Annotated in this window: 21 protein-coding genes and 4 tRNA genes; 18 read left to right on the forward strand and 7 right to left on the reverse strand. The window is 66.6% G+C overall.

Going from position 1 to position 24,903, the window contains the following annotated elements:
• Window positions 1-44 precede the first annotated feature (44 nt).
• Window positions 45-2,000 carry a 1-deoxy-D-xylulose-5-phosphate synthase gene (gene dxs / locus ABD206_RS03940; protein WP_344069555.1) on the forward strand — a complete coding sequence of 652 codons (1,956 nt, stop codon included), beginning with the start codon at window positions 45-47 and terminating at the stop codon, window positions 1,998-2,000.
• 9 nt (window positions 2,001-2,009) lie between these two features.
• Here the strand turns inward: dxs and ABD206_RS03945 are convergent, their stop codons facing one another.
• From ABD206_RS03945 to ABD206_RS03960, 4 genes are all read right to left on the reverse strand, one after another.
• Window positions 2,010-4,157 (reverse strand): 3-hydroxyacyl-CoA dehydrogenase NAD-binding domain-containing protein, encoded by a 2,148-nt coding sequence (locus ABD206_RS03945; protein WP_344069558.1) that lies wholly within the window; start codon window positions 4,155-4,157, stop codon window positions 2,010-2,012.
• Between the two features lie 5 nt (window positions 4,158-4,162).
• Window positions 4,163-5,380 carry a thiolase family protein gene (locus ABD206_RS03950; protein ID WP_344069561.1) on the reverse strand — a complete coding sequence of 406 codons (1,218 nt, stop codon included), beginning with the start codon at window positions 5,378-5,380 and terminating at the stop codon, window positions 4,163-4,165.
• Between the two features lie 77 nt (window positions 5,381-5,457).
• Window positions 5,458-6,666 (reverse strand): HRDC domain-containing protein, encoded by a 1,209-nt coding sequence (locus ABD206_RS03955; RefSeq protein ID WP_344069564.1) that lies wholly within the window; start codon window positions 6,664-6,666, stop codon window positions 5,458-5,460.
• A complete protein-coding gene (locus ABD206_RS03960) occupies window positions 6,659-7,243 on the reverse strand; it encodes a DUF3000 family protein (protein WP_344069567.1) in 585 nt (194 codons plus the stop codon). Before ABD206_RS03960 ends, ABD206_RS03955 begins: the two co-directional genes overlap by 8 nt.
• A gap of 25 nt (window positions 7,244-7,268) precedes the next feature.
• Between ABD206_RS03960 and ABD206_RS03965 the strand changes: the two genes are divergently transcribed.
• On the forward strand, window positions 7,269-8,462 hold the full coding sequence (locus ABD206_RS03965; protein WP_344069570.1) for an alpha/beta hydrolase family protein: 1,194 nt from the start codon (window positions 7,269-7,271) through the stop codon (window positions 8,460-8,462).
• On the opposite strand, the gene ABD206_RS03970 is transcribed toward ABD206_RS03965, so the two are convergent.
• Window positions 8,446-9,162: a dihydrofolate reductase family protein gene (locus ABD206_RS03970; RefSeq protein ID WP_344069573.1), complete on the reverse strand. Its 717-nt coding sequence runs from the start codon at window positions 9,160-9,162 to the stop codon at window positions 8,446-8,448. The two genes, ABD206_RS03965 and ABD206_RS03970, sit on opposite strands and share 17 nt — an antisense overlap.
• A gap of 141 nt (window positions 9,163-9,303) precedes the next feature.
• Here ABD206_RS03970 and zapE point away from each other — a divergent pair, with 141 nt between their 5' ends.
• The 3 genes from zapE (at window position 9,304) to ABD206_RS03985 (ending at window position 12,425) form a co-directional block, all read left to right on the forward strand.
• On the forward strand, window positions 9,304-10,335 hold the full coding sequence (zapE, locus tag ABD206_RS03975; RefSeq protein WP_344069576.1) for a cell division protein ZapE: 1,032 nt from the start codon (window positions 9,304-9,306) through the stop codon (window positions 10,333-10,335).
• A gap of 181 nt (window positions 10,336-10,516) precedes the next feature.
• Entirely contained in the window at window positions 10,517-11,776 is a 1,260-nt protein-coding gene (locus ABD206_RS03980; protein WP_344069579.1) for an ammonium transporter, read from the forward strand.
• Between the two features lie 106 nt (window positions 11,777-11,882).
• Complete coding sequence (locus tag ABD206_RS03985) at window positions 11,883-12,425, forward strand: type II toxin-antitoxin system PemK/MazF family toxin (protein WP_344069582.1); 543 nt, start codon at window positions 11,883-11,885, stop codon at window positions 12,423-12,425.
• 2 nt (window positions 12,426-12,427) lie between these two features.
• On the opposite strand, the gene ABD206_RS03990 is transcribed toward ABD206_RS03985, so the two are convergent.
• Window positions 12,428-12,503, reverse strand: a tRNA-Val gene (locus ABD206_RS03990).
• Window positions 12,504-12,649: 146 nt separating this feature from the next.
• Here ABD206_RS03990 and ABD206_RS03995 point away from each other — a divergent pair.
• The 4 genes from ABD206_RS03995 to ABD206_RS04010 all read left to right on the forward strand — a co-directional run bounded on the left by ABD206_RS03995 (window position 12,650) and on the right by ABD206_RS04010 (window position 14,570).
• Window positions 12,650-12,722: transfer RNA gene (locus ABD206_RS03995), tRNA-Gly, on the forward strand.
• Between the two features lie 49 nt (window positions 12,723-12,771).
• Window positions 12,772-12,842: transfer RNA gene (locus tag ABD206_RS04000), tRNA-Cys, on the forward strand.
• Between the two features lie 27 nt (window positions 12,843-12,869).
• Window positions 12,870-12,944 (forward strand) — tRNA-Val (locus ABD206_RS04005).
• A 306-nt stretch (window positions 12,945-13,250) separates the two neighbouring features.
• Window positions 13,251-14,570, forward strand: coding sequence for a ferredoxin reductase domain-containing protein (locus ABD206_RS04010; protein WP_344069585.1), 1,320 nt, complete (start codon window positions 13,251-13,253; stop codon window positions 14,568-14,570).
• Between the two features lie 71 nt (window positions 14,571-14,641).
• Here the strand turns inward: ABD206_RS04010 and ABD206_RS04015 are convergent, their stop codons facing one another.
• Complete coding sequence (locus ABD206_RS04015; RefSeq protein WP_344069588.1) at window positions 14,642-15,415, reverse strand: hypothetical protein; 774 nt, start codon at window positions 15,413-15,415, stop codon at window positions 14,642-14,644.
• A gap of 148 nt (window positions 15,416-15,563) precedes the next feature.
• Here ABD206_RS04015 and ABD206_RS04020 point away from each other — a divergent pair, with 148 nt between their 5' ends.
• From ABD206_RS04020 to ruvB, 9 genes are all read left to right on the forward strand, one after another.
• The gene (locus tag ABD206_RS04020; protein ID WP_344069591.1) at window positions 15,564-17,567 is read left to right on the forward strand and encodes a DUF262 domain-containing protein; all 2,004 of its coding nucleotides are present in this window, start codon (window positions 15,564-15,566) and stop codon (window positions 17,565-17,567) included.
• A 65-nt stretch (window positions 17,568-17,632) separates the two neighbouring features.
• A complete protein-coding gene (gene thrS, locus ABD206_RS04025) occupies window positions 17,633-19,642 on the forward strand; it encodes a threonine--tRNA ligase (RefSeq protein ID WP_344069594.1) in 2,010 nt (669 codons plus the stop codon).
• 12 nt (window positions 19,643-19,654) lie between these two features.
• Window positions 19,655-20,191 carry an HIT family protein gene (locus tag ABD206_RS04030; protein ID WP_344069597.1) on the forward strand — a complete coding sequence of 179 codons (537 nt, stop codon included), beginning with the start codon at window positions 19,655-19,657 and terminating at the stop codon, window positions 20,189-20,191.
• Window positions 20,192-20,268: 77 nt separating this feature from the next.
• The gene (gene pdxS / locus ABD206_RS04035) at window positions 20,269-21,165 is read left to right on the forward strand and encodes a pyridoxal 5'-phosphate synthase lyase subunit PdxS (protein WP_344069600.1); all 897 of its coding nucleotides are present in this window, start codon (window positions 20,269-20,271) and stop codon (window positions 21,163-21,165) included.
• A gap of 7 nt (window positions 21,166-21,172) precedes the next feature.
• On the forward strand, window positions 21,173-21,766 hold the full coding sequence (gene pdxT / locus ABD206_RS04040; protein ID WP_344069603.1) for a pyridoxal 5'-phosphate synthase glutaminase subunit PdxT: 594 nt from the start codon (window positions 21,173-21,175) through the stop codon (window positions 21,764-21,766).
• Between the two features lie 21 nt (window positions 21,767-21,787).
• Entirely contained in the window at window positions 21,788-22,546 is a 759-nt protein-coding gene (locus tag ABD206_RS04045; RefSeq protein ID WP_344069607.1) for a YebC/PmpR family DNA-binding transcriptional regulator, read from the forward strand.
• 46 nt (window positions 22,547-22,592) lie between these two features.
• Entirely contained in the window at window positions 22,593-23,153 is a 561-nt protein-coding gene (ruvC, locus tag ABD206_RS04050; protein ID WP_344069610.1) for a crossover junction endodeoxyribonuclease RuvC, read from the forward strand.
• Between the two features lie 86 nt (window positions 23,154-23,239).
• Window positions 23,240-23,848, forward strand: coding sequence for a Holliday junction branch migration protein RuvA (gene ruvA, locus ABD206_RS04055; protein WP_344069612.1), 609 nt, complete (start codon window positions 23,240-23,242; stop codon window positions 23,846-23,848).
• The gene (ruvB, locus tag ABD206_RS04060) at window positions 23,841-24,863 is read left to right on the forward strand and encodes a Holliday junction branch migration DNA helicase RuvB (RefSeq protein WP_344069615.1); all 1,023 of its coding nucleotides are present in this window, start codon (window positions 23,841-23,843) and stop codon (window positions 24,861-24,863) included. Before ruvA ends, ruvB begins: the two co-directional genes overlap by 8 nt.
• Window positions 24,864-24,903: the final 40 nt, after the last annotated feature.

The raw sequence follows: 24,903 nt of genomic DNA on the forward strand, positions 1-24,903 counted from the left end.
GTAGACTTGCTCAACGCCTCGGGCGCGACGTGGGAAGGAGCGAGATGCCACTGCTGCCGCAGATCGGGTCGCCTCGCGATCTAGAAGCGCTCTCTTCGGCGCAGCTGATCGAGCTGGCCGCGGAGATCCGCGAGTTCCTGGTCCAGAACGTTGCGCGCACGGGCGGCCATCTCGGGCCGAACCTCGGTGTCGTCGAACTGACGATTGCTTTGCACCGCGTGTTCGACTCGCCGAACGACCCCGTGATCTTCGACACAGGTCACCAGTCCTACGTCCACAAGCTGCTGACAGGGCGCCAGGACTTTTCCGCGCTCCGCTCACGCGGTGGATTGGCGGGCTACCCACAGCGCTCTGAGAGCGTTCACGACGTGGTCGAGTCCTCGCACGCCTCCAGCTCGCTGAGCTGGGCAGACGGCATCTCCCGGGCGTTCACCCGCACCGGACGCAACGACCGCCATGTCGTGGCTGTCGTCGGAGACGGTGCTCTGACCGGTGGTATGACCTGGGAAGCGCTCAACAACATCTCCGACGACAATGATCGCAACCTGGTGATCGTCGTCAACGACAACGGTCGTTCGTACGCTCCGACGATCGGCGGCATGGCGAGATATCTGAACCGCGTGCGCACGGCATCGAGCTACGAGTCCCTGCGTCGCAGTTCCGACTCGCTCTCGCGCCGGCTCGGTCCGGTGGCTCGCGCGGTGTACCGCGGCGTCAGGGGAGGCACGCGGGGCTTCCTCTCGCGCTTCACCAACAACGCCGAGCTCTACTCGAATCTCGACATCAAGTACCTGGGACCCGTCGACGGTCACGACCTCCCTTCGCTGATCGAAACGCTGCGGCTGGCGAAGAGCTTCGGCGCGCCGGTGATCGTGCACGCCATCACCGAGAAGGGGCGTGGGTATGAGCCCGCGCTTCGTGATGAGGCCGATCAATTCCATGCTGTCGGGCGGATCGATCCAGACTCCGGCGAGCCGGTGAGCAGTTCATCCGCGCTCGCCTGGACCGATGTCTTCGCCCAGGAGCTGTCGGCCGTCGGGGCCGAGCGCGACGATGTCATCGCGATCACTGCGGCGATGCTTCGTCCGACCGGACTCCAGCAATTCGCGGAGCAGTACCCGGGCAGGGTCTACGACGTCGGAATCGCGGAGCAACATGCGGCCGCCTCGGCAGCGGGTCTGGCGTTCGGCGGGCTGCACCCGGTCGTCGCTGTCTACGCGACGTTCATGAACCGCGCTTTTGACCAAGTGCTCATGGATGTCGCACTCCACCGCGCCGGCGTCACGTTCGTTCTGGATCGGGCCGGTGTGACCGGCCCCGACGGTCCGAGCCACCACGGCGTCTGGGATCTCGCGATGCTGCAGCTGGTCCCGCACATCCGCATTGCCGCGCCGCGGGATGCTGAGCGTCTCCGTGAGGAATTTCGGGAAGCGGTGGCCGTCGGCAACGGCCCGACGGTGCTGCGCTACCCGAAGGGCGCGGTGTTGCCCACGCTGCCGACCATTGAGCGACTGGACGACGGGGTTGATGTCCTGCAGCGCGGCACCGCTCAAGACGTGCTTCTCGTGGGGATCGGCCCGATGGCGCACGTTGCCATGGACGTTGCCGACCGCCTGCGCGCGCAGGGGATCGGCGCGACCGTCATCGATCCGCGGTGGGTGATCCCCGTTCCCTCATCCGTTGTGGAGTTGGCCGCTGCGCACCGCCTCGTGATCTCGATCGAAGACGGCATCCGGGTCGGGGGTGTGGGAACGCGGATCCGACAGGTGCTGCGCGAAGCCGGCGTGGACACCGCCGTCGACGAGCTCGGCCTCCCCGATGAGTTCCTGGATCACGCCACACGCGAGCAGATCCTGGAAGATGCAGGTCTGGTCGCCAGCAAGATCGCGCACGACGTTGTCGCGCAGGTGCTCGGCACCCGCATCCCGGTCGCCCGTCCGGCGGACTCGGAAGAGGATCTGATCTCCGAGTTCACCCGACGGACGAGCGGAGAAGCGTAGCGCTCCGGCTCAGACGGCGGCGACGCCGCGGATCGGCGGGGTGTGGAACGATCCGCCGAAGACCCGCTCCGATGCGCCCTCGCGATCAAGGTAGACCGAGGCACCGCCGTCGATGAACGGCCAGCCGGCGCCGAGGATGAGGCAGAGATCGATGTCCTCGACCTCAGGCACGACACCCTCGTCGAGCATGATGCGGATTTCGTGTGTCAGACCATCTTGCACACGGCGCAGGATCTCCGATGCGCTCGGCGGGGTGTTCCCGGCCGCGCGCGCCACGATCTTCTCGGCCGGCTTTGTCCAGCCGGTGACCTTGCCGGCCTTGTCCTTCTCGACGACGGCATCCAACGCGGCCAATTCGTGGAAGTTCTCGTTGGCGTAGAAACGCTCCGGGAAGGCACCGAACATGGTGTCCTGTACGTGCGCGGCGACCTTCCAGCCGACCAGGTCGATGAGCTGGAACGGGGACATCGGCAGACCCAGCGGAGCGAACGCCTCGTCCACCTTCGTGATCGGCGTTCCCTCGTAGACGGCGCGTGCGGCCTCACCCATGACCTTTGCCAGGAGGCGGTTCACGACGAAGCCCGGTGCATCCGCGGTCAGGACGGCGTTCTTTCCGAGGCCCTTGGCGACGGTGAATGCGGTCGACAGTGCCGCGTCTGTCGTGGTGCCGGTGCGGACGATCTCGATGAGAGGCATGACTGCGACCGGGTTGAAGAAGTGGAATCCGACGAGCCGTTCGGGGTGGGCGAGCTTCGAACCGATCTCGGCCACCGACAGCGACGAGGTGTTGGTCGCGAGGATGGCGTCCTCCGCGATGATCTTCTCGATCTCGCCGAACACCTGCTGCTTGACTCCTACCTCTTCGAACACGGCCTCGATGACGAAGTCGCAATCGGCATATTCCGTCTTGTCGGTCGTGCCCCGTACGAGGGCGCGCAAGCGATTGGCGGCGTCGGCATCGAGTCGTCCCTTGGCCTCGAGTTTTCCGATCTCTTCGTGGATGTAGGCGACACCCTTGTCCACGCGCGCCTGGTCGAGGTCGGTGATGAGGACCGGCACCTGGAGCTTGCGAACGAACAAGAGGGCGAATTGACTGGCCATGAGACCGGCGCCGATGATGCCGACCTTTGTGACCTTGCGTGCGAGCGATTTGTCGGGCGCGCCGACCGGTCGCTTCGCGCGCTTCTGCACCAGGTCGAACGCGTACATGGATGCCGCGAACTGGTCGCCCGTGATGAGATCGGCCAGCACGTCATCTTCGCGGGCGAAGCCCTCTGCTGCAGTACCTCCGCGCGCCTTGTCGAGGAGGTCGAGCGCGGCGTAGGGGGCACGAGGGACCGTCCCGATGCGGGACTCGAGCATGTTGCGGGCGACACGGATCGCGACGGGCCACTTCGTGAGTCGCTCGATTTTTCCCGGGGCATTCTTTCGCTCGACCTTTACGGTGCCCGACAGCACCCCATCGGCCCAGCGCAGCGAGTCCTCCAGGTAGTTTGCTGCGGGGAAGATCGCGTCCAAGATGCCGAGTTCGAACGCCTGGCGCGGTTTGAGTGTGCGGTTCTGTTTCAACGGATTGGAGATCACGACCTCGAGCGCGTTCTCGATGCCGATGAGATTCGGCAGGAGATAGGCACCGCCCCATCCCGGCACGATGCCGAGGAAGACCTCGGGCAGTGCAATGGCGGCCGCCGAGGCATCCACGGTCCGGTACGTCGAGTGAAGCGCGATCTCGAGACCTCCGCCGAGGGCTAGACCATTGACGAAGGTAAAAGAGGGCACGCCGAGGCTACTCAACTTGCCGAGCACGGCGTGGCCGCGCTGCGCCACGAGTTTTGCGATCTCCTGTGAGGGCACACGTGAGACGTCGCTGAGATCGGCGCCCGCAGCGAGGATGTACTGCTTCCCCGTCACGGCGACCGCGTCGATCTCGCCGGCCGCCGCACGCGCGGCGAGACCGTCGAGCGTGCGTCCGAGCTCGGCGAGCGTGGCCGGCCCGAGCGTGTTGGGTCGGGTGTGGTCACGCCCATTGTCGAGCGTGATCAGGGCGAGGGTCTTTCCGGAGGGAAGGTGCACATCGCGCGTCGGTGAGTGCGTGACGACCTCGCCTTCGGTCATCGCGTCGAGCGGGGAGAAGTCAATGGCGGCGTAGTCGGTCATTGTCGTCACTTCCTCTTGGATCCTGCGGCGCGGCCGTTGTAGTGCGGGTTCTCCCAGATCACCGAGCCCCCCTGGCCGAGGCCCACGCACATCGCGGTCAGCCCGTACTGCACGTCCGGGCGTTCGGCGAACTGCGCTGCGAGCTGGAGCATCAGGCGCACTCCGGACGCGGCCAGAGGGTGTCCGAGCGCGATCGCGCCGCCCCAGGGATTCACGCGTGGATCATCGTCGGCGATACCGAAGTGATCCAGGAAGGAGATGACCTGCACCGCGAACGCCTCGTTCAGCTCGAACAGTCCGATGTCTTCGATCGTGAGTCCCGCTCGGGCGAGCGCCTTCTCGGTCGAGGGAATGGGTCCGATACCCATGATTTCGGGCTGCACACCCGCGAAGCCGAAGGACACCATCCGCATCTTGGGGGCGAGACCGAGCTCACGCACAGCGGTGCCGCTGGCGAGCAGACTCATCGTCGCGCCGTCGGTGAGCGGAGAGGAGGTTCCCGCCGTGACACGTCCGTGGGGGCGGAAGGGCGTCTTCAAGCCCGCGAGCCCTTCCAGGTTGGTCTCGGGGCGGCGCCCCTCATCCTCCGTCGCGAGGCCCCAGGCGCCGTCGGGACCCTTGACAGCGACCGACACGAGGTCGGGTTGGATCTTCCCCGCACGATACGCGGCTTCGGCCTTCTGCTGGCTGAGCATTCCGAACACGTCGGAGCGTTCCTTGGTGAGATGCGGGAACCTGTCGTGGAGTCGCTCCGCGGTGACACCCATGTTCAACGCACCGGGATCGACCATGCGCTCGGCGACGAAGCGGGGGTTCGGGTCGGCGTTGGAGCCAATCGGATGGCGACCCATGTGCTCGACGCCGCCTGCGATCGCGAGGTCGTACATGCCCATGCCCACGGACGCGCCCATCGTCGTGACCGCCGTCATGGCGCCGGCGCACATTCGGTCGATGGCGAACCCGGGAACGCTCTGGGGGAGACCGGCGAGGATTGCGGCCGAGCGGCCAAGCGTGAGGCCCTGATCGCCCGTCTGCGAGGTCGCCGCAATCGCAACGTCATCGATCCGCTCCGGTGGGACCTCGGGGTTGCGCTCGGTCAGGGCGATGATCGTCTTGACCGCCAGATCATCCGCGCGCGTGTTCCAGTACATGCCCTTCTCGCCGGCGCGCCCGAACGGGGTGCGCACTCCATCGACGAAGTAGACGTCCGAGATCTCGGCCACACTGCCTCCTGGTTGTATCGGGATCAGCGCCAGCCTAGGAGCCGTGAAAATTCGACTCGGAATCGCTTGGACCGAATCTACGAAACGGGATCCGGCGGAGTCTCGGCCGCTTGCGTCGAATCCACAAAGCCCTGGGCGATTGCCTGTGCTGTTTGCGCAATCTGCCAGGGGCGGGCTCCGAGTGCCGCGAGGGCGTCAGCGATCTGACCTGGCCCCGCGGGCGTCGGTGGCGACCAGCAGACGCGGCGAAGGAAGTCGGGTGTGAGCAGGTTCTCGGTTGGCATTGAAAGCGAAACGGCCAGAGACTCGATCTTCGGTCGCACCGTCTTCAGCCGGAGGTCGGCCTCGGGGTTGCGGTCGGCCCAGGCGCGGGGTGGTGGTAGCGCGTCGGTGCTGCGTCCGCGTTCGGCCGGCGGCGCCTCGTCGTGGCGTCCCTCTTCGATCGCACGCCACCAACGGTCCAACTCGGTTCGGCTGGCGCGTCCGGTGAATTCCTTCGTGCCGGCGAGCTGTTGCTTGGATGCCGGGTTGGCCATCACCGCGGCGACCAGCGCACGATCCGGCACGAGCCGGCCGGGGGCGATATCCAAGCTCTGAGCAAGCTGTTCGCGCGCGGTCCACAGTGCGCGCGCAACGGCGAGGCCGCGCTTCCCCCTCACCGCGTGCAAGCCGCTCAGCCGACGCCAGGGCTCCTCCCGTGCCGGCTTGGGCTCGCGGGTCAGCACCGCCTGGAACTCTTGATGTGCGAAGGTGGATTTCCCCGCCGCCTCCAGCTCCGATGCGAGGACATCGCGCACATCGATGAGGTACTCGACGTCGTGCGCGGCGTACTCGAGCCACTCCTGCGGGAGCGGCCTGGTGGACCAGTCTGCGGCGGAGTGGGCCTTCGCGAGCGAGATACCGAGCGTGTTCTCCACCACTGCGCCCAGACCCACACGATCCTTGCCCAGGAGTCGGGACGCCAGCTCCGTGTCGAAGATCGTGGTCGGGTCCATGCCCAATTCCCGGAGCGAAGGGAGGTCCTGGCTGGCGGCGTGGAAGATCCATTCCTCCTGAGCGAGGACATTGTGCAGGGCGGAGAAGTCGGTGCCGATCGCCGGCGGATCCAGAAGGATGAGTCCGCTGCCGCTCCGGTAGATCTGGACGAGGTATGCCCGCTGCGAATATCGAAAGCCGGAAGCTCGTTCGACGTCGATCGCTATGGGTCCTGTCCCGGCGGCGAGCGACGCGGTCGCGTCGGCGAGCCCGGCGGGGGAGTCGTGGACGGTGTACGTGCGTTCAGCCACGCGTGAACCGCCGTCCCGTCATGGTCGCAATCTGCTCCGATCCCGGTGGGAGGCCTGCCAGCATGCACACGAGCTCTGCCCAGGCCTCCACGTGCGGACTGATCGGACCGGTCGGTGACCAGGAGGCGCGCAGTTCGATCTGGGATCCGTCGCCTTCAGCCGCGAGTGATCCGAAGCCGGTCGACAGCGTCTTGGTCGCGGTTCCGGCGGGGGAGTGGAAGTGCGCTCCGTGGGCGGACAACGCATCCATCAGCCACGACCAGGCCACGTCCGCCAGGAGCGGGTCGGCGCCGATCTCCGCCTCGAGCGGTGCCTGCGCGAAGCTGACGATGCGCCACGGCCCGCCCCACTGCGTGGGTTCGTCCGGATCGTGGAGAAGAACAAGTCGTCCCGTGCCGTACAGCGATTCCGCGCCGGGGGCATCCGGCCGCACGTCGGCTGCGAGCGCGAGCGCGTCGGGGGCGAGTCCGGTCGGCGCTGCGATCTCGCGGACGTGCAGGTCGTCGCGGAAGGACATGTCGCGGACCCGCGCAACGGCATGCGAGAACTCCACCACTGCCAGAGGGTCCTCACTCACGCGGACAGACTAGAGTGAACGGACGATGCTCCAGTACAGGCGCGCCGCCCCCTCCGCATTCGCCGCCGTCGTGCGCGCAGTCCTCGTTCTGTTGAGTGGCGCGCTGGCGTTCACCCTGGGTGCCATGGGCGTGGTCGCGATCCGCATGGCGCGCAAAGTCGTGCGCCCCGCCGCCCGTGAGAACGACACGCGAATCGTGGCGTTCGACACCCAAGCGCAGACCATCGGTTTGTCCCGCACTGCGGACACCGAGCTTCCCGGACGATACGGTCTGTTCACGACCGGCTCCGAGGATTACATCAAGCTGGGATCGGTGCTCTCGCAGTCCGACACCGAGGTGCGGCGCAAGCTCCTGACCCATGTCGGCCCCGACGCGCGCATCTGGCGGGACGCCGCTTTCAGCGGCTGGTATTTTTCGCGGCCCGAGGAGCTACACCTCCCGTTCACGCCGGAGCTGATCGGCTCTGCGCTCGGCCCCTGCCCGGCGTGGCTGTTCCCGGCGGGAGAGAGTACGACCTGGGTGGTTCAGGTCCACGGCCGGGGTGCGGCGCGCGCGGAGTGCCTTCGGGCGGTCCCGGTCTTCCACGCGGCCGGCATCACCAGTCTTGTGGTGTCGTACCGCAATGACGGAGAGGCTCCCCACAGTCGCTCGGGCACCTACTCGCTCGGCGCGACCGAGTGGCGGGATGTCGACGCGGCCGTCGGGTTCGCACGCCGTCACGGCGCACAGCGCATTGTGGTGATGGGCTGGTCTATGGGCGGCGCGATCGCGTTGCAGCTCGCGCTGAACTCGGCGCACCGGGATCTGATCGTCGGCGTCATTCTGGATTCACCCGTGGTCGACTGGCGCGTCGTGCTGGACTACCAGGCAGCGCAAGTCGGTCTGCCCGCACCCGTCACGAAGCTCGCGATCGCTGCGCTCGGGGCGGAGTGGGGGACAGTGTTGACCGGTGCCTCGGCGCCGATCCCGTTCCGCCGACTCGACATCGTCTCGCGCGCTGCGGAGCTGCGCCAGCCGGTTCTGATCCTTCACAGTGATCAGGATGGGTTCGTCCCGAGCGACGCGTCGCACGCGCTGCAGGCCGCGCGCCCCGATCTGGTGGAGCTCGAGGTGTTCACCGAGGCGCGTCATACGAAACTGTGGAATTACGACCAGGAGCGCTGGTCGCGGCGGATCCTGGCCTGGCTCCGAGAGCGCGGCCTCACCGACGAGCAGTGAGCCGGAGATAGGAGTAGCCGTCCTCATCGACGAGCATGCCCGTGAGGTGAGTGGGAACACGCTCCGTCACGGCGATGAACGCCGAGGACGCCGGCTCCAGAGCCGGTGCGATCGATACGCAGTACTCGTCGACGGCGTCGAGCTGTGCCAGCTGAGATGCCAGCGACGGCCCTCCCTCGCACACGATGCGGTTCAGCCCCATCTTCCGAAGGTGCGCGAGCGCAGCAGCAGGAGGAGCCGCGTCCGTACTCAGTGGCGCGAGCTCGACCGGGAGATCACCGATCTGTGTGCGCACAGCGGCGAAACGAGAGGCCGGGCAAAGGATGAGGGGCGCGTCAGCACTGTCATCCCCGGGAAGACGGAAACGGTGTCCGGCGAGATCGCCGGTAGCGGTCAGGACTGCCAGACGCGCGCGGCGGGGAAGGATGTAGCCTTCGGCGCGCACGCTGCGCGCCCCCACCAGGACCACATCGGCCGCAGCGCGCACCGCGCGAAGGATGGCACGATCCGCGCCTCCGGTGAGGGACTCACTGGTGCCGTCATGCCCGGACGCGGCGCCGGTCAGCGCCGTGATCATGTTGATGCGCACCGTGTCAGCGGGCTGCGCGTAGCGCGCGGCGAACCACGAGGCGGTGACATCGGGGGCGGTGTCCACATCGACGGCGTCGAGCGAGCGGGGGACGACCTCGGTGACGATCACGATGCCTCCTGTCGCGCGCTCTGCAGGGTGTAGACGGCCTGCAGGGTGTAGACGGCGTACAGTTGGACCGTCCCTCCGACTCTATGCGGCGCCGTCGCGCCCGGCATCCGCATAGCCGGCAATCCGCGCGCAGAAGCACCTATGACGACGGCCATCGCCCCCGGAATCGTCCATCTCGCGGAACGCGTTCCCGAGTTGACGGCAGCGCAGATGGTCGCGGCGCTCGTCCCACCGCCGCAGTTCGCACACGCGAGCTTCGAGTCCTACCGTGCTGATCCCGAGTACCCGTCCCAGGCCGACGCGAAGTCCCAACTCATGGGTTTCGCGGGCGGAGGACCCGCGGTGCCGAAAGCAGGGTTCTTCCGACGCGCACCGAAGATTGCCCCGACCAAACCTGGTGTCTATCTCGATGGCGGGTTCGGTGTCGGCAAGACCCACCTGCTCGCAGCGATCTACCACGAGATGCCGGTGCGCCGGAAGTATTTCGGGTCTTTCATCGAGTACACGGCGCTGGTGGGCGCCGTCGGCTTTCAAGGAGCGGTCGATCAGCTGCGCGGCGCCGATCTCATCTGCATCGACGAGTTCGAACTGGACGACCCCGGCGACACGATGGTGATGACACGCCTGCTGGGTCAGCTGGTCGCGTCGGGGACACGACTGGCCGCAACATCGAACACTCCGCCGAACGCGCTCGGCGAGGGAAGGTTCGCAGCTCAGGACTTCCTGCGCGAGATCCACGCGATGGCCGACAGCTTCCAGACAATTCGCATCGATGGCACCGACTATCGCCATCGTGCCGTCGATGGACATGCCGTGACACTGGATGAGTCGACCTATGCGGCAGAGATCTCCGCGGTCGCCGCATCCGCGGCCGTCAGTGACGACGCCTTCCACGATGTCGTCGCCCACCTCGCACACGTGCACCCGTCGCGGTACATCCGGCTGCTCGACGGAGTGGAGCTGATCGGCCTGCGCGATGTCACGGTCTTCGCGGACCAGTCCGCTGCGCTGAGATTCGTTGCTCTCGTCGACCGCATCTACGACGCCCAGATCCCGATTCGCGCCACGGGCCTGTCGTTGGATCGCGTGTTTCCGGATGAGATGCTCGCAGGTGGGTATCGAAAGAAGTACCTGCGCGCGATCTCGCGTCTGGTGGCTTCGACACTCGCCTGAGATTCCTAGCGACCTCCTGGTCCTGGGAAATCTGATGTTTACCTGAGTGTTGTCTGTGTAACAGACTGGAAACACGACGCCGATCCGGTCGAAACCGGTCGCCGAGAGACTAACCGAGCAAGTGTTCGGCTCACCCGCGTCGACATTTCCTGACAACACAGAAACGAATTGAGGATTCTCAATGGATGCTGGAACTCTCGCCTGGGGTATTACCTCATCGGCGCTAGTCCTTTTCATGACGCCCGGCGTCGCGTTCTTCTACGGCGGCCTCGTCAAGGCGAAGAGCGTCGTCAGCATGATGATGATGAGCTTCGGCTCGATGGCACTGATCGGCGTGCTCTGGATCCTGTACGGATTCAACATGGCTGCTGTCGCCAACCCCTGGGACTTCTCCGGAAACCCGTTCGCGAACTTCGCGCTGTCCTCGCCTGAGCTCACGGGTTCGGACTACGTGCTCGCACTGTTCGGCTCCACCTTCGCGATCATCACCGTTGCGCTGATCTCGGGCGCTATCGCTGACCGCGCCCGCTTCGGCTCGTGGATGATCTTCGCCGGCGTGTGGGCGACGGTCGTCTACTTCCCCGTGGCCGCATGGGTCTGGGGTGGCGGCTGGATCATGAACCTCGGTTCCATGATGTTCGGCGACGACTCGGGTATCGCAGTCCTCGACTACGCCGGTGGTACCGCGGTCCACATCAACGCGGGTGCCGCAGCCCTTGCCCTTGCACTGGTGCTGGGCAAGCGCATCGGCTTCCAGAAGGGCATCCAGAAGCCGCACAACGTGCCGCTGGTCATGCTCGGCGCGTCGATCCTGTGGTTCGGCTGGTTCGGCTTCAACGCGGGTGCTGAGGCCAACTGGCTGAACGGTGACGGCTCGTACGGCGCCATGGGCCCCGACAGCTGGGCCGGCATCATCGTGATCAACACGCTGGGTGCCACCGCCGCCGCCATCATCGGTTGGCTCATCGTCGAGAAGTTCAAGGACGGCAAGGCCACCTCGGTCGGCGCTGCGTCCGGTGCTGTTGCCGGTCTGGTTGCGATCACCCCGGCCTGTGCCTTCCTGTCGCCCGGCTGGGCTCTGCTCCTCGGTCTCGTCACCGGTGCGATCTGTGCCTTCGCCATCGAGCTCAAGTGGAAGCTCGGCTACGACGACTCGCTCGACGTTGTCGGCATCCACCTCGTCGGCGGCATCATCGGTACCCTGTACCTCGGCTTCTTCGCTACGGGCACCGGCCTGTTCCTCGGCGGTGGCTGGGAGCAGCTCACCGTTCAGGCGATCGCCGCATTCGCCGTCCTCATCTACTCCTTCGTCATCGCCTGGGTCCTGGGCTTCGCGATCGAGAAGACGATCGGCTTCCGTATCAAGAACGAGGACGAGGTCGCTGGTGTCGACACCGTCGTCCACGGCGAAGAGGGCTACTCGCTCGCCGAGCAGGCCTGATCTGCCAACACCTCTCGAGCAGGGCGTTCCGACTTCGGTCGGGGCGCCCTGCTCCGTTGTGCGGGTTCCCGGGGTGTGGCGTCGCCCGCTTCGGTAGTGTGGCGCCATGGGCGGCGCTTCGGGGTTGATGGGTTCGGCCGCGCGGCTGTGGAGCCGCCTGACGCGTCGCACCGAGGACAGTGCAGCCTCGGCGCATGTGGTGCGGACGTCATCGTCTCCGGGCGCGACAGGGCTGTCGCAGACCGTCCAGATCACTCCGCCGCGAGCTGACGGCCTGCTTTTGAGCTACCGACCCGACTGGGATGGTGATCCCGACGCCGGCGAGGTCGTCTGGACGTGGGTTCCCTACGCGGAGTACGACGGCCGAGGAAAAGACCGTCCGGTGCTGGTGATCGGTCGGGAAGACCAGGACAGGGTCTACGCGGTGCGCATGACATCCACGGCTCATCCTGGCGATCCGGATTACGTGTCGCTCGGTTCAGGGGAGTGGGACTCCCGCGGACGCGCATCGTGGGTGGACGTGTCGCGGATCTACAGCGTCCACCGCGACGGAATGCGTCGCGAGGCCGCGGCGCTCGACCTCGACAGATTCGTCGCTGTCGCGAACACACTGAGAAAGAGGTACGGGTGGGATGCCGCCAGAGCCTGAGATGGTGGGCGATACCAGACTCGAACTGATGACCTCTTCCGTGTGAAGGAAGCGCGCTACCAACTGCGCCAATCGCCCGCGATCCGTGAGGACCGAGTCTCGATCCTACCCGATGTGGGGAGCGGGGAACGACACCATGTATGTGACACGCGCGGGTGTGTCTCAGTTTGGTGCAGCGTCGATCGTCGGCTAAAGTCGATCAAGCGCCAGGCAGCTGGCGCAACGCGGATGTAGCGCAGTTGGTAGCGCATCACCTTGCCAAGGTGAGGGTCGCGAGTTCGAGTCTCGTCATCCGCTCGAGTGCGGGGCTTTCTATGGAAAGCACGACACGTGGGTCGAACCACACGGTGGCGTGGCCGAGCGGCTAGGCACCGGCCTGCAAAGCCGTTTACACGGGTTCGAATCCCGTCGCCACCTCGCATGACAACTTAACAGCCCACTCGGGCGCGATTGGCGCAGCGGTAGCGCGCTTCCCTGACACGGAAGAGGTCACTGGTTCGATCCCAGTATCGCGCACCACACGAGAAAGCCCCCGGTTCGCCGGGGGCTTTCGTGGTTTCGATCGAGCTACGAGTATGCAGGTGGCCCGCCGAGCGCGGTCTGAGCCGAAGAGGATCGCGTTCATGACCACCATCCTGATGACCGCCCACGTGAAGACCGGGGAGGTGAAGAAGCGCAGGTCGATGAGGGACGGAGATCACGACGCCGCCACTGTCGCGGGCGTGGCACACGACGCAGGTCCAGTGCGAGTTGGAGCTCAGCGCAGTAGCGTTGCCGCCACGCACCAGGTTCACGAGACGACGCTCGCCGACACCGGAGGCCGTGATGACGACCACGCCAGCAGTATCCGAGTACACCATCGAACATCAGCGAGGACGCGCGCGCGTCATGCTCTATGTCGTTCTGCTGGCCGGTGTCCTGGTGCTCAACGTGGCGCTGTTCGCCTTCGGGCTGTTCCTGGGCTGGTGGAATCCCCATGCGCCGAGCCTGCAGGTGATCGCTGCGATCGGTCAGGCGAACCTCGTGATCTCGTCGGTGCCGCGCCAGCAATGGGTCGTGAACGTTGCGTCGTGGCTTGCGACGCGACCCTCGACGTCATGGCCGTTGCGCATCCGCATGCTGCTTGCCAAGTACTACCACGTGGGTGGGATTCACGTCGGTGCCGCGCTTTCGGGAACAGCCTGGTACGTGCTGTACATCGTGCTCCTCGCGCCTGCCTGGGCAGACGGCGAGCCGGGTATCGACGACATCAGCCTCGGTTTCGCGGTCGGCATCGTGTCGATACTGCTCCTGATGGTCGTGTGCGCGATGCCCGTCGTGAGGTCCAAGAAGCACAATCTGTTCGAGGCCACGCATCGCGGTGGTGCGTGGGCGGTGCTGATCCTCGCGTGGGTGAACGTCTTCCTGCTGGCACGGCTGCAGCCGGAGATCCCCCTGGGTCAGGTCTTGATGACGTCGCCGATCTTCTGGATGGTGCTCGCCTCGACGGCTATGGCGATCTGGCCCTGGGCGCTGCTGCGCAAGGTGCCGATCAGTGTCGAGACGCCGTCATCTCATGTGGCGATCGTGAAGGTGCATCAGAAGTACCAACCACCCGTGGGAACGACTCGCGCTGTTGCCCTGCATCCTCTGCAGAGCTGGCATCCCTTCGCGTGCGTGCCCGCCATCCCCGGTGAGGGCGGCTACCGCATGGTGGTGTCTCGGGCGGGGGACTGGACCTCTCGCTTCATCGAGAACCCGCCGGCACATGTCTGGGTGCGCGGCCTGCCCACCGTCGGGGTCGCGAACGCCAAGAAGCTCTTCAACCGCGTGCTGTATGTGACGACGGGCAGCGGCATCGGACCCGCCCTCGGGCATCTGCTGTCCGACACCCAGGGCTCCCGACTCGTATGGGTCACACGGAACCCGCGCGCCACCTACGGTGACGGTCTCGTGGACGAGGTCATGCGTGCACAGCCCGAGGCAGTGATCTGGGATACCGGTGCGAGCGGGAAGCCCGATGTCTTCGATGTGTCATACGACGCGTACCGGTCCACGGGCGCGGATGCGGTCATCTGCGTGTCCAATCGTCCCGTGACCGCTCGCGTGGTGGGAGAGTTCGAGCGTCGCGGCATTCCGGCTTTCGGCCCGATCTGGGACTCCTGAGCCGCGAGACGCCAGAAGCGAGTGTCGCCCCTGTTCCCGAAGGAGCAGGGGCGACACGGGGCGTCGGGAGATCAGGCCTCGCTCATGGCGAGCTTCGCCTTCTGACCCTTCTCGGCGTAGTACGCGGCGCGGGCGGCATCGCGGCGAGCCTGCTCGGCCTGCCCCGCCTCGCGCACCTCCTCCGACACGGGGTAGTACTCCGTGGTCGATCGCCCGTTGTACTTCTCGATGTAGGCGTCGAGCTCGGGGCACGAGGTCCAGGAGGTGATGAGGCAGTAGCGGGGCTCGTCGCCCTGGTGGTGGACGGCGTGCCACAGCCGCTGCGTGTCGACGATCAGCTGCGCTCCGGCGGGCAGCGCGATGCGGTACTCGATGCTCGGATCGGTCCGGTTCTCGCGCAGCACGAAGTAGCTGTCCTTGTCATCGGTGAGGTTGAAGAATCCGCGCACGACCCAGCCCGTGCCGTCGGGGTTCAGGCGGTTGTTGTCGTCTTGGTGCAGGTTGTAGAGGCAGTCGGCGTAGGAGTTCGGCTGCAGCTCGATGATGCGGCAGCGACCGACGTTGGCACCCGGCTCCTGGGCGCGTGCGGTCAGCGTGGGGGCAAGCTCGGTCTGCGCGTCGATCCAGACGCCGTCCTTGTCGGTGCGCGGAGGCTCGTGATTCCAGAAGCCGTTGCACTCGATCTCACCCTTCGCGGATGCGAGCGGTGCGAAGCGGGTGTCGCCAGAGGACTTCCAATCCACGTACTCGATGTCGAGCCACTCCTTGGGGTCCACCGGCTTGTCGTACGAGTCGAGGACGACGAAGCCGGTTTCCTCGAGAGCGGCGCTCTTGATGTAGCCCATACGGGGGTTGCCTTTCGTCAGAGGGCCAGCGCGTTTTTACAGGCCCAACTTAGGCAAGCCTACCTGCGGGGTCTGGGAGACCCCAGGGGGTGGGCCGTACTTATTAGACTCGACCGCGGTGTCTGCACGTCCGGGAGGAGCGAGCCGCATGATCAGTGCGACGAACATCGAGGCCACGGCCGTCAACACGGTCGGGTGGCTCTCCACGGCGGATGCCACCATCGTGGTGCCGATCTACCAGCGCCAATACCGGTGGGACATCGGAGCGTGCGAACAGCTGCTCGCCGACATCCGGGCCGTCGCCGATCTCGACGACACGCGGATGCACTTCATCGGTTCCATTCTGAGCGCTGAATCCCGCGGAGCCGGCCCCACCGAGTGGGTGCTGATCGACGGGCAGCAGCGCATCACGACGCTGATGCTGTTGGTCGCGGCCCTTGCCCATACGGCGGGCACCCAGGACGCCGAGCTGTCCGCGGACCTTCTTCGGGTGCTGGTGCATCCGGGCACCACCGAGACGAAGCTTCGGCCGCATCGCGCCTGGGCGCAGGTCTTCCAGGATGTCGTGCTCGGCGTGGATCGGCCGGCGGCGGTGCGTGACTCGCGATTCGCCGACAACTACGCGTTCTTCCGCAGCCAGATCCGACCCGACGAGGTTGCGCACCTTTGGCGTGGCCTGCGCAAGCTCGAACACGTCGCGATCACTCTTGGTCAGGGTGCCAACGCCCAGCAGATTTTCGAAAGCCTGAACTCCACGGGTGAGCCGCTGCAGGACCACGAACTGATCCACAACTACGTGCTGATGGGGCTCACGCACGCCGAGCAGACCCAGAACGAAGATGAGTTCTGGGCCCCCATCGAGGCACACACAGGCGAGCACATCGCGACGTTCTGGAACCACTTCCTGGTGATGGTCGGCGGCCGAGAAGTGGCGGTCACCGCCGGCGGACGCGGCGTGTACGAGGCCTTCCGCGCGCAGTATCCACGCCTGGACTCCGCGTCGCTGCGTGCGCACGCCGCGCGGTGGCGCGACGCAGCACAGGTCTACGGCACACTGCTTCAGCCGGAGCGGGCCGCAGACCGCGCTCTCACCGAACAGCTCGTGCACCTCAACACCTTCGGCAGGTCGATGTACCCGCTCACGATGCGCCTGTACGGGATGCACCTGGCGGGGGATCTCGATCGGGAGACGCTGGTCGCGCTCCTCGACCAACTGCAGTCTCTGCTGCTGCGTCGCGCCGTCGTTTCCATCACGACCGATCGGCTGGTCGCGCGTCTGCTGCGAAGCCTGGAAGCCGGCGTCGACGCCCTGGCGCTCGGAATGTCGCGTGTGACGCCCTCTGACGACCGGGTGCGCGTGGCGCTCAAGCACAGTCCGCTGCCGCACCCGCACTACGTCCTTACCCGGCTCAGCGGCGCGGCGACGGATGGGGCGTTCGATGTGGACCATGTGGTGCCCGCGGCGCCCGGAGACGAGTGGACCGGGGACGGTGTGCGTTCCTGGTCGGAATTCAGTGAAGACGAGCAGAACAGCCTGCGCGCGCTCTCGGGTACGCTCGGCAACCTGGTTCTGCTGGAAGAGCCGCTCGCTGAGCAGGCGTTCGACCGGTCGTTCCCGGCCAAGCAGCGCGTCTATTCGCGCAGCAGCCTCGCCGTGACTACCGCGGTCGCCACTGTGCCGGAGTGGAACACGTCTCGCATCTCCGAGCGCTCCGGCTCGCTCGCGTCGCGCTTCATGGAAGTGTGGTCGCGCCCCGGACCTCTCGTCATCGACGACGACGGGCTGACACCGATTCTGGATGCGATCCCGCGACGAGGATGGCCGCGCGGGTGGCAGCGCGAGTTCGCCTACGTCGAGTACGTCGGCGAACACTGGGAAGTCCCCGACATCAAGTACCTGTTCAATCGGATCTTCAAGCGACTGTGGGCGGACGACCGCGGCGCGGTGGAGGCATTCTGCGCCCGACGCGGGGGGCCGGTGTATCCGACCCAGGCCTGGAACGGGCAGTGGGACACCCTCGATGACACGCACTTCCTTTACATGGGATGGGACTCCCGTTACATGCTGGCTGCCGTGCAGGGAGTGCTGCTGTCGGCGGGCATCGCCCCCGAGGTCTTCGTCAAGTACTCCTACATCGGCGAGGTCATGTAGCTCGCCGTTCGGCAACGCCCGCCAAGCTGAGTAGCCTGGAAGCGCACAATTTCAGGAGTTCGCCCGTGTCACACGCCCCCGCCCCCGCCGACGTCGCCCTTCCGGCCGACGGGTTCGCCCTCTTCCCCGACCGTTCTGTGGTCGCGCTCCGCGTCAACGGCGCACTGCGTGATCTGGCCACCGTCGTGACGACCGGCGACGAGGTGGACGCTGTCACGATCGACAGCGCCGACGGGCTCGACATCCTGCGGCACTCGACCGCGCACGTGCTCGCTCAGGCCGTGCAGCGCATCCGCCCGCAGGCGAATCTGGGGATCGGACCGCCGATCACCGACGGCTTCTACTACGACTTCGGTGTCGACGACCCCTTCACTCCCGAGGATCTGAAGGCGATCAAGAAGGAGATGGAGCGCATCGTCCGCGAGGGTCAGCGCTTCGTCCGCCGCGTGGTGACCGACGACGAGGCCCGTGCGGAGCTGGCGGGCGAACCGTTCAAGCTGGAGCTCATCGGGCTCAAGGGCGGCTCCGCCGAGGCTGCGGAAGGCGCCAGCGTCGAGGTCGGTGCCGGGGAGCTCACGATCTACGACAACGTGACCCGTGACGGCGAGACCGCGTGGAAGGATCTCTGCCGCGGGCCCCACGTCCCCGGCACGCGCATGGTCGGCAATGGCTGGGACCTCACCCGGGTTGCCGGGGCGTACTGGCGTGGAAGCGAGAAGAACCCGCAGCTGCAGCGCATCTACGGCACGGCATGGCCGACCAAGGACGAGCTGCGGGCCTATCAGCAGCGCCTTGAGGAGGCGGCGCGCCGCGACCACCGCAAGCTCGGCGCAGAGCTCGACCTCTTCTCGTTCCCCGACGAGATCGGTCCGGGCCTGTCGGTGTTCCACCCCAAGGGCGGCATCATCCGCTACGAGATCGAGCAGTACATGCGCGAGCGGCTTCTCGCGGGCGGCTATGAGGTCGTGAACTCGCCCCACATCACCAAGGGCGACCTGTTCATGACCAGCGGCCATCTGCAGTGGTACGCCGACGGCATGTACCCGCCGATGGAACTCGACGAGATCGTGGATGGCGAGGGCAACGTCACGCGGCAGGGGCAGGAGTACTACCTCAAGCCCATGAACTGCCCGTTCCACAACCTCATCTTCCGTGCGCGCGGTCGCAGCTACCGAGAGCTGCCGCTGCGGCTGGCGGAGTTCGGCACGGTCTACCGCTATGAGAAGAGCGGGACGCTGGCGGGGCTCACGCGTGTGCGCGGCATGACCCAGGACGACGCGCACATCTACGTCACGCCCGATCAGGTACGGGACGAGCTCACGCGCAACCTCGAGTTCGTGCTCTCGGTGCTGCGGGACTACGGTCTCGACGACTTCTACCTCGAGCTGTCGACGAAGGAAGAGGGCAATCCGAAGTTCATCGGCGCCGACCACCTCTGGGCAGAGGCGACCGACACCCTGCGGGAGGTCGCAGAGGCCTCGGGGCTGGAGCTGGTGCCGGATCCGGGAGGTGCGGCCTTCTACGGCCCGAAGATCTCGGTGCAGGCTCGCGACGCAATCGGCCGCACCTGGCAGATGTCGACGATCCAGCTCGACTTCAATCAGCCCGAGCGGTTCGCGCTCGAGTACACCGGCAGTGACGGCGCCAAGCACCGTCCGGTGATGATCCACCGCGCGCTGTTCGGTTCGATCGAGCGCTTCTTCGCGATCCTGCTTGAGCACTACGCGGGCGCCTTCCCGGTGTGGCTGTCGCCTGTGCAGGTGGTGGGCATCCCCGTCGCCGAGGAGTACGCCGACTACCTGTCGGATGTGATCGGCCAGCTGCGGGCTGCCGGTGTCCGGGCGCAGCTGGACGACAGCGACGATCGCATGCAGAAGAAGATTCGCACTCACACGACCCAGAAGGTGCCGCTCATGTTGATCGCGGGCGAGCAGGATCGCGCCGGCGGCACCGTGTCGTTTCGCTTCCGCGACGGAACCCAGCTCAACGCCGTCCCCATCGCCGATGCCGTCGCCCGCGTTCGCGCTGCGGTGACCGCGAAGTCGTTGGTGAACACCGCTGATGACCTCGGCTGACCGGAGCGTGCGGTGACGGGCGACGTGGAGGACGCGGCCCGGCTCGCGGGCGTACCGGACGAGTTCCAGCGCCTGTGGACGCCGCATCGCATGGCCTACATCCAGGCGGGTCCCGAGCCGCTGCGCGAGGAGTGCCCGTTCTGCGCGGCGCCGGCGAAGTCGGATGCGGACGGGCTGATCGTCGCCCGCGGGGATTTCGCGTATGTCCTGTTGAACCTGTTCCCGTACAACTCGGGCCACCTGCTGGTGTGCCCGTACCGACACATCGCGACCTACGACCAGGCGACGGCCGAGGAGGTTGCAGAGATCGGCGCCCTCACGCAGCGCGCGATGCAGGTGTTACGAACTGTGTCCCGCTGCGATGGATTCAACATCGGTATGAACCAGGGGGCCGTGGCCGGTGCGGGCGTCGACGGGCATCTGCACCAGCACATTGTTCCCCGATGGGCCACCGACGCGAATTTCTTCCCGATCATCGCGAAAACCAAGGCGCTTCCACAGCTGCTCGAAGAGGTGCGCACAGCGGTCGCCGCCGGCTGGAACGCCTGAGCACGCCCCGGGCATCGTGGACCCCGCGTGCGACCTGTGCGCGAGCGTGAGTTCGCCGCCCCGTAGAATCGAGAGCTATGACTGAAAGCACCGGACAGGTCGGTTCCAGCCGCGTCAAGCGCGGCCTCGCAGAGATGCTCAAGGGCGGCGTCATCATGGATGTCGTCACGGCCGACCAGGCGAAGATCGCCGAAGACGCGGGTGCCGTTGCCGTGATGGCGCTCGAGCGTGTCCCCGCAGATATCCGCGCTCAGGGCGGCGTCGCGCGCATGAGCGATCCCGACCTCATCGACGGCATCATCGAAGCCGTCTCGATCCCCGTGATGGCCAAGGCCCGCATCGGGCACTTCGTCGAGGCGCAGGTGCTGCAGGAGCTCGGCGTGGACTACATCGACGAGTCCGAGGTCCTCTCGCCCGCGGACTACGTCAACCACATCGACAAATGGGGCTACACGGTGCCCTTCGTGTGCGGTGCCACCAACCTGGGCGAGGCGCTGCGTCGCATCAACGAGGGTGCGGCGATGATCCGCTCCAAGGGAGAGGCCGGCACCGGCGACGTCTCCGAAGCGACAAAGCACATCCGCAAGATCACGAGCGAGATCAACCTGCTGCGATCGATGACCAAGGACGAGCTGTACGTGGCCGCGAAGGAGCTGCAGGCACCCTACGAGCTCGTGGCCGAGGTCGCCGAGACCGGCGCGCTGCCGGTCGTCCTGTTCACCGCCGGTGGCGTGGCGACCCCCGCGGACGCCGCGATGATGATGCAGCTGGGTGCCGACGGCGTGTTCGTCGGCTCCGGGATCTTCAAGTCCGGAAACCCCGCGGAGCGAGCAGCCGCCATCGTGAAGGCGACCACGTTCTACGACGACCCGAAGGTCATCGCCGAGGTCTCTCGCGGTCTCGGCGAGGCGATGGTGGGCATCAACGTCGCGGATGTCCCCGCACCACACCGTCTGGCAGAGCGCGGCTGGTGACCCTACGATGACCGCACACCCCCGTGTGGGCGTGCTGGCGCTTCAGGGTGACGTCCGCGAGCACGTTCGTGTGCTCGAGCACCTCGGTGCCGATGCCACGCTCGTGCGGCGCCCGGAGGAGCTGGCTCGTGTCGACGGGCTGGTGCTGCCGGGTGGCGAATCGAGTGTCATCGACAAGTTGGCGCGGATCTTCGAGCTGCGCGAGCCCCTCGTGGCGGCGATCGCGTCCGGGCTGCCGGTGTACGGGACCTGTGCGGGCCTGATCCTCTTGGCCGATCGGATCGCCGATGGCATCGACGGACAGCAAACGCTCGGCGGTCTCGATGTACTGGTGCGGCGCAACGCCTTCGGCAGTCAGGTGGATTCCTTCGAGACCGATCTGGATGTCCCGCTGCTCGGTTCGCCCGATGTGCACGCGGTGTTCATCCGCGCGCCGCTGGTCGAGGAGGTGGGCTCTGCCGTCGAGCCCATCGCCCGTCTCGCCGACGGTCGGATCGTGGCGGTTCGGCAGGGAAACCTGCTGGGGACGTCCTTCCATCCGGAGGTGACCGGGGAACACCGCTTCCACCGGCACTTCCTGTCGCTCGTGAAGGCTGCGTGAGCGCCCGATAGAATCTTCTGCATGTCCGGTCACTCCAAATGGGCGACGACCAAGCACAAGAAAGCCGTCATCGACGCGCGTCGTGCGAAGTCGTTCGCCAAGCTCATCAAGAACATCGAAGTCGCCGCCAAGCTCGGCGGAGCAGACCTCACGGGAAACCCGACCCTCTACGACGCCGTCCAGAAGGCCAAGAAGACCTCGGTCCCGAACGACAACATCGATCGCGCGATCAAGCGCGGCGCGGGGATCTCCGGTGATGCCGTCGAGTACCAGACGATTCTTTACGAAGGCTACGGCCCGAACGGCGTCGCTCTGATGATCGAGTGCTTGACCGACAACAAGAACCGGGCCGCCGCCGAGGTGCGCACGGCCCTTTCTCGCAACGGTGGCACGCTGGCCGATCCCGGTTCGGTCGCCTACAACTTCTCGCGCAAGGGCGTCATCGTCGTCGCGGGCGAAGGTGCTGACGAGGATGACGTGATGATGGCGGCCCTCGAGGCCGGCGCAGAGGAGATCGAGCCGCACGTCCAGGGATTCGAAGTGCTGACCGAGGCATCCGATCTCGTGAGCGTGCGTGCCGCGCTGCAGGCCGCGGGCCTGGACTACGAATCCGCCGATGTCGAGTTCGTACCCTCGTTGAAGGTCGAGGTCGACGCCGACACCGCACGCAAGGTCTTCCGCCTCATCGACGCCCTCGAAGACAGCGACGACGTCCAGAACGTCTACAGCAACTTCGATCTCACCGCCGATGTGCAGGCCGAACTCGAGAACGACGAGTAGGGCGCGCCTGGAACCCGCGCCGAGCTCGCGCGCCTAACCTCGGAGGATGGCGACTCTGCGCGTGCTCGGGGTGGACCCGGGACTGACCCGCTGCGGCGTGGGCGTGGTGGATGTCGCGGCCGACCGCTCTGCTGTACTCGTTCACGTCGGTGTCGTGCGGACGGCCTCCGATGCGCCGATCGAGCAGCGGCTCGTCGACGTCGCGCGCGGACTGCGTGAGGTGATGGAGGTTCACGCTCCCGATGTCGTGGCGGTGGAGCGTGTGTTCGCACAGCAGAATCGCAACACGGTCATGGGCACTGCGCAGGCCAGCGGCATCGCGCTGATGCTCGCGGGGGAGCGTGGTCTTCCGACGGCCACACACACGCCCACCGAGGTGAAGGCCGCGATCACCGGCTATGGCGCGGCGGACAAGCGTCAGGTGCAGACGATGGTCGCCCGCGTGTTGCGGCTGCGCGAGCTCCCCCAGCCTGCCGACGCCGCAGACGCGCTGGCGCTCGCACTGTGCCACGCGTGGCGCGCCCCCGCGGCGCGGAGCGAGACCTCCGGCGTCCTCACGCCCGCGCAGCGTGCGTGGCGCGAGGCTGAACGCCGCATGCGCGTCTGACATCACAGAGGCGTGTCGCTCGAACGAATGTACGAGGGTGACCGTAGGGTCGTAGCCATATCCGCCCGAGCCCGAGGAGGCCCTCGATGATCTCATCCGTGAGAGGTGTCGTCGCGCACGCCGACCTGGAGAGCGTTGTCGTCGAGGTCGGCGGGGTGGGCCTGGCAGTGTCCGTCGTCCCCGCGGTCGCTCGCAGTGCGCGCGTGGGGGAGCAGCTTTTCCTGCACACCTCGCTCATCGTGCGTGAGGACGCTCTGTCGCTCGTCGGTTTCGGCACGCGCGACGAACTCTCCGCGTTCCTCCTTCTCGTCGGTGTCACCGGGGTCGGGCCGAAGTCCGCCCTCGGCGTCCTCAGCGCGATGTCGGTCGACCAGATCGCCGCGGCGGTGGCGGATGAGGACGATGCACCGTTCCGGCGCGTGTCGGGAATCGGGCCGAAGACGGCCAAGTTGATCGTGCTCCACCTGGCCGGAAAGATCCACGCCTCCACACCCGGCGTGCCGCGTGCGGCATCGGGCGAACGAGACGCACGGGTCGTCGAGGCCCTCGTCGGCCTCGGCTGGCCCGAGAAGGCGGCGGCGGGCGCGGTCGCCGAGATCTCGGAAAGCGCACCCGAGCAGGCACAGGTTCCGGACGTCCTCAGACTCGCACTGGCGCAGCTCGGGCCGCGGCGCGCGGAGACCGTCCGTGGCTGAGCGTTCCGATCCGGCTGTGTCCACCGACGAATCGGAGCGCGCGCTCGAGGGTGCGCTGCGCCCCGGATCCCTGGCTGAGTTCGTCGGTCAGCCCAAGGTACGCGGCCAGCTGCAACTCTTGCTGGATGCTGCGCGCCTGCAGGAGCGTCCCGCAGATCACATCCTTCTCGCCGGCCCGCCGGGGCTGGGGAAGACGACGCTGGCAATGATCATCGCCTACGAAAGTGAGCGCCCGCTGCGCATGTCCAGCGGTCCCGCGATTCAGCATGCCGGCGATCTCGCCGCGCTGCTCTCGAGCCTCACGCCCGGCGAGGTGCTTTTCATCGATGAGATCCATCGCATGGCGCGATCCGCCGAGGAGATGCTCTACCTCGCGATGGAGGACTTCCGGATCGACATCATGGTCGGCAAAGGTGCCGGCGCCACAAGCATTCCGCTCGATCTCGCACCGTTCACGCTGGTGGGTGCGACAACCCGTTCAGGGATGCTCCCCAACCCGCTGCGTGACAGATTCGGGTTCACCGCGCACCTGGAGTACTACGAGGTCGATGAGCTGGAGCGCGTGGTTCGTCGCTCCGCCGACATGCTCGGACTCGAGGTTCCCCCTTCGTCGCGCGAGGAGATCGCGCGTCGGTCCCGAGGCACGCCCCGCATCGCGAATCGGCTCCTTCGTCGTGTGCGCGACTATGTCGTCGTGAACGGCGGGGGTGCGACCCACACGGCCGTCGATGCCGCGCTCGAGCTGTACGACGTGGATCAGATCGGTCTCGACCGCCTCGATCGCGCGGTGCTCGACATCCTGATCCGACGTTTCGGCGGCGGACCGGTGGGACTGAACACCCTCGCGGTCACGGTGGGAGAGGAGGCGGACACGATCGAGTCCGTCATCGAGCCCTATCTCGTACGCATCGGGTTCATGGGGCGCACTCCGCGGGGGAGGATCGCCACGCCCGCCGCCTACACGCATCTCGGTCTGCGGAGCGCGCAGCAGGCCCTCGAAGTGGATGGCCTATAATTCCTGGAGGCTCTCGCCCCCGACCCCGCACGCCGTGAAT

Source organism: Microbacterium sediminicola, assembly GCF_039531125.1.
GTDB classification, from domain to species: domain Bacteria; phylum Actinomycetota; class Actinomycetes; order Actinomycetales; family Microbacteriaceae; genus Microbacterium; species Microbacterium sediminicola.